Origin of the sequence: Nocardia sp. NPDC006044, assembly GCF_042871115.1 — a bacterium.
GTDB lineage: Bacteria > Actinomycetota > Actinomycetes > Mycobacteriales > Mycobacteriaceae > Nocardia.
Genome location: NZ_JBIAID010000002.1, coordinates 1,406,002 through 1,417,867, shown reverse-complemented (window position 1 = coordinate 1,417,867; position 11,866 = coordinate 1,406,002). Strand labels below are relative to the sequence as shown.

Below are 11,866 nucleotides of genomic sequence, written 5' to 3'. Positions count from 1 at the left end.
CCCGAATCGGCGGCTCGTCTCTACCGCCCAGGTACCACCCGCGATTATGCCGAGATATCGCACTATGGAGAAGAGTCTTTTGCGTGGCCTGCGCCGACACGGCCGATCGCCTACCGTGGCGAGGTGAGCGATAACTCCGCACGGCCGGCCGATGGACGCCCCGGAACCCTCGGCACGCTGGTGCGGTGTTGCGCCGCACTGGCCGCCACCCCGAGTCGGCTTCTCCGGCCGCGCCGACCCGACCAGGCGTTTCTCGCCGGTCTGGTGTCCGCGCCCGCGCCGACGGCCACCGCGACGGTCCGGCTGATCGCGCTGCCGCAGGCCACGATGGCCGCGCCGGCCATCATCGTCGCCGAGGGTGTGCGGAGCCTGCGCGAGTTGCCGATGTCGATGGGCGCGTTCCTGGTCGAGCATCCGCAGGCAAGGTTCCTCGTCGATCCCGCCATCTGCGCCGACGTGCACACGCGGGTATTGCCGGGGCATCCCTTCCCGATAGGCAAGCTGGTGTCACCGGACAAGCCGGTGCTCGGGTTGAGCAACGCGCTCGCGGCCCGCGACCTCGCGGTCTCCGATATCGATTTCACCCTCGCCACCCACCTGCACTGGGACCACGTCGCCGGCCTGCTCGAGCTGCCGGATTCGATCGAACTCCGCGTTCCCGCGGTCGAATACGCGTGGGCCATGCACGGCGACACCGCGCCGATCGGCGTCATCCGGGAACCGTTGCGCGGCCAGTCCATCGCGCCGGTCGAGCTCGACGGCCCACCCGTGCTGACCTTCCCGCGCAGCCACGACGTGTTCGGCGACGGCGCCGTCGTCCTGGTCGATCTGGCGGGCCACACCCCCGGCAGCATCGGCGTGCTCCTCGCGGTGGACGACGGCACCCGGGTGCTGCTCGCCGGCGACGCCGTCTGGAACACCTTGCAGGTCAAGCTGATCCGCGAGAAGGCCCCGATGCCCGGCAACCTCTTCGACGCCGATCGCGACGCCGCGTTCCGCACCATCCAGCGCCTGCACGCCCTTCCGGCCGATGTCGAGGTAATCGCCAGCCACGATTACGACGCGGTCCTGGCCCGCGCGGTTCGGGCGAGCTGAAGTACCACGACGCCGCCGGCCGGGCAGAGCGCAGCACGCCGGGCCCGGCCGCAGGCGTGGGCCCGGCGTCCGATCAGCGCGTCAGCTGGCGCGGAGGCCGATGATCAAGCCGTCCTTGGTGCACTTGGACGGGGTGGCGGGGTCGGGCTGGGCGTTGCACTGCCAGCCTTCGATGGTCTGGGCGTCGGTATTGCTCACCGTGGTCGCGTATTTCGTCGCGACGTTGATCGCTTCCGTGCAGCCGACCCGGCCTGCCGGGGTGCCGACGGCGGTGACGGTGCGGGTGCCGCCGCCCGCGTCGGTAACCGGGCCGCAGTCGACGTCGGCCACGGCGGCCGGTGAGGTGGCGATCGCCGGGGACGTGGCGCGGCCGGGAGAGGTGGCCGACGTGGGGTTGACGGCGGCGGTGGGGGCTTGCTGGACAGTCGACATGGCGTGGGCCGAGTGGTCCGTCTCGTTGTTGCCGCCGCAGCCGGCCGTGCCGGCCACTACCGCGAGGGCGGTCGCGGCGACTGCCGTCAGGTGGAGGAATTTCACCGAGTTGGCTCCTGATCTCTAGGCGAAGCGGCCGAATCGGTGCAGGTACAGCATGATTCGGCCGTAGCTGTCATGTTGCCGACATCCATTCAAACACGCCGCCACGCGCCCGGATCAAGATCAGCGGCGGATCAGCAGCTCGAGCGCCTGTGCGGCGGTCAGCGAACCGGCGCTGACGAGTTCGAGATTCGCCAGCGCCGCCTCGTGTGCCTCGGTGCTCGCCGCGGCGACGCAGTCGGCCACCGGGTGCACGGTGAACCCCAGATCGGTCGCGTGCCTAGCGGTCTGCTCGACGGTCAGGTTGGTCGCCACGCCCGTGACGAACAGTGTGTCGATGTTCTGCTCGGTGAACCACTGTGCCAGTGCGTTACCCGCCAGCCCGGACAGCTTCTGGTTGTCGAACACCTCGCTCGCCAGCCCATTCATCTCCGGAATGAGCTGGGCACCCGCGGAATCCGGCCGGAACTCGGTCTGCGCCGCGCCCACCGATCGCATGAAGCCGGTGTTGCGCACCAGCTCGCCCTCGCCGACCGGGATGGTGAATCGGGTGAAGACCACCGGAAATCCCTGCGCAGCGGCGGCTTTATGGAAATCGACCGCACGCGCGACTACGCCGCTGGCTGCGACCGGCTCGGCGAGCATCGGCCCGAAGAAGCCGTCGGGTTTGATCACGTTCACCTGCCAGTGCAGTGCGAGTACGGCCGCGCGGATACGGGGGATCGCCATCCCCCGACCCTACGTCAGCTCACCGCGCTCAGGACGAATAATCTTTGCGCAGTTGAACTTTGACCACCTTGCCGCTGGCGTTGCGGGGCAGTTCCGCGACGAGTACCAGATCCTTCGGATGCTTGTAGCGGGCCAGGTTCGCGTCGAGGAACCCGGTCAGCTCGTCCAGCGTCAGCTCGTCCTCGGCGGTGTTGAGCGCGACGACGGCGACCGGCACCTCGCCCCACTTCTCGTGAGCGCGCCCGATCACCGCGGCCTCGCGGATCTTCGGGTGGGCGAAGAGCACGTTCTCCACCTCGGCGCAGTAGATGTTCTCGCCGCCGGAGATGATCATGTCCTTCTTCCGGTCCACCACCCAGATGAAGCCCTCCTCGTCCTGGCTGACCAGGTCGCCGGAGTGGAACCAGCCGCCGGCGAAGGCCTCCGCCGTCGCCTCCGGCTTGTTCCAGTACCCCTGCATGAGTGTCGGTCCGCGGTAGACGATTTCGCCGATCTCACCGGGTGCGACGTCGTTCATCTCGTCGTCGACGATCCTGGTCTGAATGGTCGGGATGGGCTTGCCGACCGAGCCGAGCTTGCGCAGCGCGTCCTTGCCCTCCAGCACGCAGGTGATCGGCGACATTTCGGTCTGCCCGAACACCGCGACATTGAACGCGTTCGGGAAGCAGTCGGCCATCGCCTTCAGCACCGTGTCGGAGGCGGGCGCGGCACCCCAGCTGAGCGCGGTCAGCGCCAGTTTCCGCTCCTTCACCCGCGGTTCGGCGCAGATGGCCTGCCACTGCGCGGGCACGCAGAACGCGCTGGTGGCCTGTTCCCGCTCGACCGCGTCGAGGAACTCGGTGGGATCGAACGCGCCGAGCGGATGCAGCACGGTCTTCGCACCGAGCAGGAAACACGGTGCGAGACTGCCGAGTCCGGCGATGTGGAACAGCGGCGAGGTGCAGAACCCGATCGAGCTCTGTTCGGTCGCCAGCGCCCGGATCACGGTCAGCGCTTGGGAATTCATGTTCGCGTAGGACAGGATCGCGCCCTTCGGGCTACCCGTGGTGCCCGAGGTGTACATGATCAGCGCGGGGGTGTCCTCGGGAATGTCGAGCGGGGTGTGCGGCTCGCCGCCCTCGGCGAGTACGTCCTCGAAGCCGAACACGCCGTCCGCGCTCGGCCCGCCGATCACGAAACAGGTTTCCAGCGTGGCGGATTGCGCCCGCACCGCGGTGGCCAGCGGCAGCAGCACGGTGTCGGTGACGATCGCCTTCGCCCCGCTGTCGCCGACGATGTATGCGACCTCGGGCGGGGTGAGCCGGAAGTTCACCGGGACCGCGATGGCGCCCAGTGCGTTGATGCCGAACACCGCCTCGACGTATTCGGGGTAGTTCAGTGCCAGGATCAGCACCCGGTCGCCGAAGCCGACGCCGCGGCGAGCGAGGGCGTCGGCGAACTTCTGCGAGCGCTCGTGCAGTTGCCGCCAGGTGGTGTCCGCGTCCCGGAACCGCAGCGCGACCGCGTCCGGGCGCATCTGCGCGTGCACGGCGATCTGGTTGTTCCAGTGATTACGCCGCGACCTGAGCGGCTCGTCGAGCGAGTTTCGCACCGGCTCCGCCTGCTGCCGTCCCTCAGGTACACGGGTGGTCATGCCACGAACTCCTCTCGCACCGGCACGTGCGTCCGCCGGGATGGCCGACCGCTGTGACGGGCTGAACTGAGCGCAGAATATCAACTAACTTATCTGGACGGCAAGGGTTCGCGAGATGAATCGTCGTTAATCAGACCGGTTCGGCGTCGAGGTGGGTAAACCCGGTCTCAACTGTTGTTTTACGACCGCTTTCGGTCGATCAGGCGCAGTGAGAAGCCGGACAGTGCGTTGATCAGATGCGAATGTCGGCTTACTTACGGGTTGAATACCGATGGATCCCCGTGTCACTATTCAGGTCTTCGGGCGAACTGGCACGCCCGCGCGAGGCAAGAGGAGAGCGCAATGCTGCGGACCAGGTTCACCGAGACCTTCGGTGTGCGACACCCGATCGTGCAGGGCGGCATGATGTGGGTCGGCCGGGCCGAACTCGTCGCGGCCGTCGCCAACGCGGGCGGGCTCGGTTTCATCACCGCGCTCACCCAGCCGACGCCGGACGACCTGCGCCGCGAGATCGCCCGCACCAGGGAGCTGACCGACCAGCCGTTCGGCGTGAACGTCACCATCCTGCCGTCGATCAACCCGCCGCCGTACGCCGAGTACGTGCAGGCGATCATCGACAGCGGCGTCACGATCGTCGAGACGGCGGGCAGCAATCCGGAGCCGTTCCTGCCGTACTACAAGGACGCGGGCATCAAGGTGCTGCACAAGTGCACCAGCGTGCGGCACGCGCTGAAGGCGCAGCGGATCGGCGTCGACGGTGTCAGCATCGACGGCTTCGAATGCGCGGGCCACCCGGGCGAGGACGACGTGCCCGGCCTGATCCTGATCCCCGCGGCCGCCAGGGTGCTGGACATTCCGATGATCGCGTCGGGCGGTTTCGCCGACGCCAGTGGCCTGGTCGCCGCGCTCGCGCTCGGCGCGGACGGGGTCAACATGGGCACCCGCTTCCTGTGCACCCAGGAGTCCGCGGTGCACCAGAAGGTCAAGGAGCAGATCGTCGCGCACACCGAGCGCGACACCCAGCTGATCTTCCGCACCATGCACAACACCGCCCGCGTCGCGGACAACGAGATCAGCCGCAAGGTCGTCGAAATCGAGAAGGCGGGCGGCACTTTCGAGGACGTGCGCGACCTGGTCGCCGGTGCGCGCGGCCGTCGCGTCTTCGAGGAGGGGGATCTGGACGCGGGCATCTGGAGCGCGGGTCAGGTCCAGGGCCTCATCCACGACATCCCGACCTGCGCGGAGCTCATCACCCGGATGGTCGGCGAGGCCGAAGCGCTCATCACCGCACGGCTCGCGGAAGCCGTTGTGGCATAACTGTTCCTACATCGCGAGCGCCGGCGGCGACGGAATCACCTGGGCCGGCGGCCGGTAGGTGCGCCACGCCTCGGCGAGGCGGTGGGCCGCCTCGGTGAGCGTCTCGGCCGGATGCAGGAAGTGGACGCGAACGTGGTCCGCGCTGCCGCCGGTCGAATCCAGCCCGCTGCCGGGCAGAATCGCGACACCGTGGCGCAACGCCGCCTGGGCGAACGAGGCGCCGTCGCCATAAGGCAAACGCAACCACAGGGTTTGACCACCCGGGACCTCCGGCACCGTCCAATCGGGCAGTAGCCGAGCCAGTTCCGCGCGCAGGTGGTCGTGCCTGGCCTTGCGTTCCGGCGCGAGCCGCGCGCAGACGGCGGCCAGGCGCGGCATCAGCTCGGCCGCCGCCAACTGCGCGGGCACGTCGCCGCCGAGATCGTGCACCGCGCGGATCTGGGCGAGCCGGGCGATGGTCGGCGCCGCGGCCCGCACCCAGCCGATGCGCAGGCCGCCCCACACCGTCTTGCTCAGCGAGCCGACGGTGAGCACCGCATCCGAGTGCGCCGCCAGCGGCGAGGGCGTGCGGAATCCGGGAAAGCCGAGTTCGGCGAGTACCTCATCCTCGATGAGCGGAACACCCTGCGTTGCCGCCGTTTCGGCCAATCGCCTGCGGGCCAGCGGCGACAGCACCGATCCGGTGGGGTTCTGAAAGGTGGGAATCACATAGGCGAGCGCGGGACGATGTTCCCGCGCGGCCGCGGCGAATCCGGCCAGCCCGGGCGAAAGGCCCTCGACCACGGCCGCTTCCGCGCGGAACGCCTCCAGTGCGGGCGGCGAGCTGGGCGCCTCCATCAGGACCCGATCACCGGGCTGCAGAAAACACCGCGCCAGCAGTGAAAGCGCCTGTTGCCCACCGGTGGTGACCAGTATCTGCTCGAAAGTCGTTGGCACACCACGATTCCGGTAGTACTCGGCGAGGGCGTGCCGCAAGCGGGGATGCCCGGCCGGGTAGTACCCGATATCGCTGGTGGTCGCCGCCAGCTCGGGCAGGATGCGGGCGTAGCACTCGGTCAGCTCCACCGGCGGGGTGTCCGGCGCGGCGCAGGCCAGCGCAATCACCTCGGGACGCGGCTCGAGCAGGTCGAGAAAGACCGGCGCGCTGGTGGTGTCGGCGGGGCGAGCGAGCGGATTTCCGGCCACCCGGGTTCCGCTGCCCTGGCGCCGGACGATCCTGCCCTCCGACTGCAACAGGTCGTACGCGGCGACCACCGTGCTGCGTCCCACCGCCAGCGTTTTCGCCAGCACCCGGTCCGGCGGCAGTGGTGTGCCCGCGGGCAATTCACCGTCGTCGATCAGGCGGCGCAGTCGCGCGGCCAGCAGCGCGTAGAGCGTGCCCCGGCCCGCTGACCAGCGCCCGAGGCGTTCGGCGACATTGATTGGCTCCATAGCCAAACCAATTCTGCCCGATTGGCCATGGCGTGGCGACCCGGCCCGTTCGACGATTACCGCCATGACAGCAAGAATCTCCGCTCCGGTGTCGGTTCAGGACGTGGTCGCCGGGCTGCCCGGCCCCTTCCAGCAGCGCGAATTGGCCGTCGTCAACGACACCGTCGTGCGCGTCGCTCAGCTGGCCGGCGAATTCCCGTGGCACCACCACGACGAAGACGAACTGTTCCTGTGCTGGGACGGCGAGTTCCGGATCGAACTGGCGGGGCAGGATCCGGTCACCCTCCGCGCGGGCGAGATCTTCGTGGTGCCCAAGGGAGTTCGGCACCGTCCGGTCGCCGAGCGGCCCGCACACACCCTGTTGATCGAGCGCCCGGAGACCGCGCAATACGGAAACTGACTCAGCTCGCGCGGACCCGGCCGGACAGACCGGGTCCGATCAGCTGTTCCAGTCGCCGGTACGCCTCGGTGGGCGGCAGCGGCGGGTCCGCGTCGGCGATCGCGCCGAGCACGCCGACCACACCCCAGGACAGGAACGTCACGGTCGAATCGAATTCGGCCTCGTCCATGTCGAGCAGCTCGGTCAGCCGTTCGGCCAGGATCTCGGCGACCATCTCCCGCGTGGTCCGCAGCAGCAGCGCACCGCTCTTGCGGCCGAGCAACGCCTGGTACACCTCGGGATTCGCGGCGGCCAGCTGGAACAGCGTGTGCACCGGGGCGAGCGGCGTCGCGGCGTCGGCCCCGGCCCCGGCCTCGCTGCCCGGCGCGGTCACCGCGGCCCGCAGATAGTCGGTGCTGCTCACCAGCAGCAGGTCGTCCTTGTCGCGGAAATGCGCGTAGAACGTGGACCGTCCGACGTCGGCCCGATGCAGTATGTCCCGCACCGAAATTCGGTCGTAGCCGCGCTCCAGCATGAGTTCGATCAACGCCCGATGCAGCAGGCTTTTCGTCCGCCGTACCCGGCGATCCGTGCTGCCCGTCAGTCTTTTCACTTCCGACGACAATGTGCCTCCCGTACAAATGTCGCGAATCCGTCCCGAATGGAACGGTTTCCGTAGTTTGCCTCTGGTCGAAGTGGCGGCCCCTCCCGACCATGAACACATGACCAAAAACGCACCCCAGTCTTCCATTCGACAGGGCTACCATGACACCGAAACCGGAGTTCTGCTTACCGAGCCGCGGAGTTACCGCACTTTCCCGGCCCTATTTCCGTTCGGACGCGGCGCGGGACGCATCCATGGGCCGGTCGCGCTCGGCGGCCCGGACCTGATCGTAATGTCACCGAAATCTGTTGTAGCCCATGCTATCTCGCTACAGAGCCGGTGCTTCGCGCAGCCTCCGGCGGCAGCGTAATCGGTATCGGCCCGGCCGTGGAAATGATCGACTACGCGACCGAACATTCCAATACTGTGACGAATTGCCGATTCGACCTTGGTGCCGCCCGGACACCGAGACCGCAACCTTCGCTCTGACGGCCTCGCCCGATATTGCGGAGTTCTGCTCGCCGCCAAGGAAATCCGTGGCTAGATCATGTCCTTCGCGGCCAGCCAGCGCATGGTGAACCAGCCGCACAGCACCGGCAGCCAGCAGGTGAGAACCCGGTAGAGCAGCACCGACGGGACCGCGATATCCAGCGGAACGTTGAACGCGCCGAGGCCACCGATCAGCGCGGCCTCGACGGCGCCGACGCCGCCGGGGGTGGGCGCCGCGGAGGCCAGCGTGCCGCCGATCATGGTGACGATGGTGACGGTGACGAAGGTGGTGCCGCCGCCGAAGGCCTCCACACTGGCCCACAGCGCCCCGGCCATGCCGAGGATGGTCACGGCGCAGCCGAGAATGATCACCGAGAAGCGCTTCGGATCGCGGGCCAGATCGGCCAGCTCGCCGAGCACCTCCTGCAATTGCGGGCGCACCGAATTGTTCAGCCAGTGCCGCAATTTCGGCACGAACATGAAGGTGCCGATGATGCCGACGCCGACCCCGGCGATCAGATACAACACTGTGGCATCCGGGACGAAGTGCGAAAGGTCCGCGGACGTGCCCGCCGCGACGCTGAACACGGCGAGCAGGCACAGGTGGGTGATCACCTGCACCGCCTGTTGCAGCGCCACCGCGGCGGTGGCGCGCACCGTGCCGACGCCGCCCCGCTGCAGGAAGCGCACGCTGAGCGCGAGCCCGCCGACCCTGGCCGGCGTGGTGGTCGCGGCGAAGGTGTTGGCGATCTGCATGATCACCAGGTTCTTGAAGCTCACCGCGCCGGACGCGCAGGCCCACAGTGCCGCCGCCGCACCGACATAGGTCAGGCAGGAGACCGCGAGCCCGAGCAGGGCCCACCACCAGTTGGCGGTCTTGAGCTGAGTGAAGAAGGTCGGCACCGCGCTGATGAACGGGTACGCGACATAGACCAGCGCGATCAGCAGCACCAGCTGGATGATCTGGTTGCGGGTGAAGCGGGTGATCTGCTCGGCCTGAATCCGGTCCTGCCCGGTCTGCTTGCGCACCTCGTCGCGCGCGGCGGACAGCGCGTCCTTCCAGTCCGGCACCGTTTTCCGCAGCCCGGCGGGCATGGCGGACTTGGTCAACCGGCTCGCGGCGGCCAGCACCGGCTGCTCGCCGAGGGTCTCGATGGCCGCGCTGACCGCCGGTTCCTTACCGAAGATCGCGGTCGTCGACACCAGCAGCTGCGCGATGTCGGACTGCTGCTGCTTGAGCGAGGCGCCGTATTCGGCGCTGGCGAAGCCGCCGAACCGGGTGGTGCCGTTGTCGATCCGGATCTCGGTCGGGCGCAGGTCGCCGTGTGAGATCTGGCCCTGGTGCAGCTCGTCGAGCGACTTCCACACCCCGGCCAGCTGCTCGACCGGCGCCTCGCTGAGCCGGGTGCCCTTGGGCATGGTGTGCGCGTGCAGCATCCAGCCGCGGTCCAGCGCCGCGACGGCGACCGGCGTGCTGCTGGCCAGGCCGAGGTCGCCGATCGCGAGGGCCATCAGCGCGCGATGTTCGACCGCGCGATGCATGGATCCGTGGATGGCCGCGGTCTCGCTGGCGCGGAAGGTGAGCCAGCGCCACAGCTGGCGCAGCGCGCCGAAGCTGCGCTGGTTCTTGCCGTACATCTCGACGACCAGCCCGCGCTCGGGCCCGTCGATGGCGGCGGCCAGCACCAGCGGCCCGCGCCCGGCCGGATGCACCACGGTGAATCTGGTGACCGTGTGCCCGCGTTTGGCCAGCACCCGTACCGCGGCGTCGAGCGGCACCTCCAGCGCGGGCGTGCCGACGACGAGCACGATGATCGCGCCGACCAGCCAGCCGACGGCCAGCCCGAACATCGCCCGCGCGGGCACCACGGTGCTGACCACCAGGTGGATCGGCGCGAAGGCCAGCAGCAGAAACCACAGATACCGCCGCGGCCGGTTCGGCAGCCACGGGCTGGACACCGTCAGCACGGCCGCCAGCATCGCGATCCAGCGCGGGTCGTCCAGGAATTGGGAGAGGAACGTGTCGAGTCGATCCGGCACCTGCAGATGCCATTTCGGGGCCGAGAGGCCGGTGCCGGTGATGGAGAGCAGCAGTCCCGCGGTCAGGCCGGCCGCCGCGTACCCGGCGAGCAGTTTCCACTGCCTGCCGATGATCAGCTCGAGCAGGATGGCGAACGGCAACGCCAGGATCGCCATGCCGTAGACGAGATAGACCAAATTCGATTGGTCGGGATTCAGGAACCCGACGATGTTGGACACCGATCGTTCCAGCGCAAGCCATTCCGGCCGGGTGATCACCGAGGCCGCGACGACAATCGCCACCCACACCGCGGCCAGCACGACGCGGATGATGTCACTCGTCCGCCGCAACAGCGGCTGCAGCAGGTTCCCCGTTACCGGGATTTCCCGCCCGTCGACTCGCATGTGCTCCTCCGCCTCTCCGTGCTTCTCCGCCTCTCCGCGCCTTTTGCCGGTCGTGGGGTGCGCTTAACCTACCGTCGCGGGGTGGCGGTTCAGGGCAGGGCTGAGTTCTGGGCGTACCGACGAGTTGCCCATGTGCCCACGAAATCAGTAGTTGCGTCTGACTGGCCGAGAATTCACACCGACACGCCGCGTCTGTTGGTTCGAATGTCGGCCGGCCCGCTGCCCTGTGCGTTATCTCACCCTTACACAGGTTGAATCTGACATTGGCGTCAAGTTCGAGAATGGCCGCATGGACAACGAGCTCTACGACTACAGCCCGATCACCGACCGCGCGCCGATTCAGTGGCCCGGCGGCGCGCGGGTCGCCTTCTACGTCGGCCTCAACATCGAGCACTATCAGGTGGATCAGCCTTCGACCAGCATCTTTCCCGGCACGGCGGGCCTGGCCCCGGATCCGCTGAATTACGGCTGGCGCGACTACGGCCCGCGCGTCGGCATCTGGCGGTTGACCGAAATCCTGGACCGGCACGGCATTCGCGCCAGTGCGCTGCTCAATTCCGATGTGGTCCAGCACAATCCGCAGATCATCGCGGCGGGTCTGGAGCGGGACTGGGCGTGGCTGGCGCACGGCAAGAACAACTCGATCTTCCAGGCCGCCATGTCGATCGAGCAGGAGCGCGCGTATCTCACCGAGGTGGTCGAGACCATCGAGCGGGCCACCGGTCGCAGGCCGCGCGGCTGGATGGGACCGGCGCTCACCGAAACCTTCGACACCCCGGCGCTGCTGGCCGAACTCGGTCTGAACTACGTGCTCGACTGGACCAACGACGACCAGCCCTATCCGCTGAATGTGCCGGGGATGCTGAGCGTTCCGTACACGGTCGAGCTGAACGACAACACGCTGTTCCTCGGCAAGGGCACCAGCGGTCCCGACTTCGTCCAGATCGTCAAGGATCAGCTCGATCAGCTGTATGCGGAGTCGGCCGGCAGCGGCCGGGTGCTGGCGCTCGCGCTGCACCCGTTCGTCATCGGGCAGGCGTTCCGGGCCAAGTATCTGGACCAGGCGCTGGAGTATGTGGTGAACCATCCCGGCGTGTGGCTGACCACCACCGACGAGATCGCCGCGCATTACCAGGCGGGCGCTGCTGTTGCCGAATCCGCCCGAGCCGAAGACGATCAGGTCGGCTAGACCGACGTGCGGCCTTGCGCATCCGCGACGCGCGAGGCTTTG

The 11,866-nt window shown here is 68.2% G+C and carries 10 protein-coding genes; 4 read left to right on the top strand and 6 right to left on the bottom strand.

The window, feature by feature from the left end:
* Positions 1 to 123: 123 nt before the first annotated feature.
* The gene (locus ACFYO1_RS24105) at positions 124 to 1,095 is read left to right on the top strand and encodes an MBL fold metallo-hydrolase (protein WP_387234926.1); all 972 of its coding nucleotides are present in this window, start codon (positions 124 to 126) and stop codon (positions 1,093 to 1,095) included.
* Positions 1,096 to 1,176: 81 nt separating this feature from the next.
* Here ACFYO1_RS24105 and ACFYO1_RS24100 read toward each other — a convergent pair whose 3' ends face one another.
* The 3 genes from ACFYO1_RS24100 to fadD5 all read right to left on the bottom strand — a co-directional run bounded on the left by ACFYO1_RS24100 (position 1,177) and on the right by fadD5 (position 3,991).
* On the bottom strand, positions 1,177 to 1,632 hold the full coding sequence (locus ACFYO1_RS24100) for a hypothetical protein (RefSeq protein WP_387234923.1): 456 nt from the start codon (positions 1,630 to 1,632) through the stop codon (positions 1,177 to 1,179).
* A 120-nt stretch (positions 1,633 to 1,752) separates the two neighbouring features.
* The gene (locus ACFYO1_RS24095) at positions 1,753 to 2,358 is read right to left on the bottom strand and encodes a cysteine hydrolase (protein ID WP_387234920.1); all 606 of its coding nucleotides are present in this window, start codon (positions 2,356 to 2,358) and stop codon (positions 1,753 to 1,755) included.
* Positions 2,359 to 2,386: 28 nt separating this feature from the next.
* On the bottom strand, positions 2,387 to 3,991 hold the full coding sequence (gene fadD5 / locus ACFYO1_RS24090; protein WP_387234917.1) for a fatty-acid--CoA ligase FadD5: 1,605 nt from the start codon (positions 3,989 to 3,991) through the stop codon (positions 2,387 to 2,389).
* 342 nt (positions 3,992 to 4,333) lie between these two features.
* On the opposite strand from fadD5, the gene ACFYO1_RS24085 reads away from it, so the two are divergent.
* Complete coding sequence (locus ACFYO1_RS24085) at positions 4,334 to 5,308, top strand: NAD(P)H-dependent flavin oxidoreductase (protein WP_387234915.1); 975 nt, start codon at positions 4,334 to 4,336, stop codon at positions 5,306 to 5,308.
* 6 nt (positions 5,309 to 5,314) lie between these two features.
* Here the strand turns inward: ACFYO1_RS24085 and ACFYO1_RS24080 are convergent, their stop codons facing one another.
* Positions 5,315 to 6,739, bottom strand: a complete 1,425-nt coding sequence (locus ACFYO1_RS24080; protein WP_387234912.1) for a PLP-dependent aminotransferase family protein — start codon at positions 6,737 to 6,739, stop codon at positions 5,315 to 5,317.
* 64 nt (positions 6,740 to 6,803) lie between these two features.
* Between ACFYO1_RS24080 and ACFYO1_RS24075 the strand changes: the two genes are divergently transcribed.
* Entirely contained in the window at positions 6,804 to 7,139 is a 336-nt protein-coding gene (locus ACFYO1_RS24075) for a cupin domain-containing protein (RefSeq protein WP_387234909.1), read from the top strand.
* 1 nt (position 7,140) lies between these two features.
* Here the strand turns inward: ACFYO1_RS24075 and ACFYO1_RS24070 are convergent, their stop codons facing one another.
* Together ACFYO1_RS24070 and ACFYO1_RS24065 are read right to left on the bottom strand one after the other, a co-directional pair.
* A complete protein-coding gene (locus tag ACFYO1_RS24070; protein ID WP_387234906.1) occupies positions 7,141 to 7,731 on the bottom strand; it encodes a TetR/AcrR family transcriptional regulator in 591 nt (196 codons plus the stop codon).
* Between the two features lie 531 nt (positions 7,732 to 8,262).
* A complete protein-coding gene (locus ACFYO1_RS24065; protein WP_387234903.1) occupies positions 8,263 to 10,635 on the bottom strand; it encodes a flippase-like domain-containing protein in 2,373 nt (790 codons plus the stop codon).
* Positions 10,636 to 10,924: 289 nt separating this feature from the next.
* Between ACFYO1_RS24065 and ACFYO1_RS24060 the strand changes: the two genes are divergently transcribed.
* Positions 10,925 to 11,824 (top strand): polysaccharide deacetylase family protein, encoded by a 900-nt coding sequence (locus ACFYO1_RS24060; protein ID WP_387234900.1) that lies wholly within the window; start codon positions 10,925 to 10,927, stop codon positions 11,822 to 11,824.
* Positions 11,825 to 11,866 lie beyond the last annotated feature (42 nt).

Coding starts and splice junctions, on each gene's coding strand:
- ACFYO1_RS24060 (WP_387234900.1), top strand. CDS start 10,925: ATGGACAACGAGCTCTACGACTACAGCCCGATCACCGACCGCGCGCCG.
- ACFYO1_RS24065 (WP_387234903.1), bottom strand. CDS start 10,635: ATGCGAGTCGACGGGCGGGAAATCCCGGTAACGGGGAACCTGCTGCAG.
- ACFYO1_RS24080 (WP_387234912.1), bottom strand. CDS start 6,739: ATGGAGCCAATCAATGTCGCCGAACGCCTCGGGCGCTGGTCAGCGGGC.
- fadD5 (WP_387234917.1), bottom strand. CDS start 3,991: ATGACCACCCGTGTACCTGAGGGACGGCAGCAGGCGGAGCCGGTGCGA.
- ACFYO1_RS24075 (WP_387234909.1), top strand. CDS start 6,804: ATGACAGCAAGAATCTCCGCTCCGGTGTCGGTTCAGGACGTGGTCGCC.
- ACFYO1_RS24085 (WP_387234915.1), top strand. CDS start 4,334: ATGCTGCGGACCAGGTTCACCGAGACCTTCGGTGTGCGACACCCGATC.
- ACFYO1_RS24095 (WP_387234920.1), bottom strand. CDS start 2,358: ATGGCGATCCCCCGTATCCGCGCGGCCGTACTCGCACTGCACTGGCAG.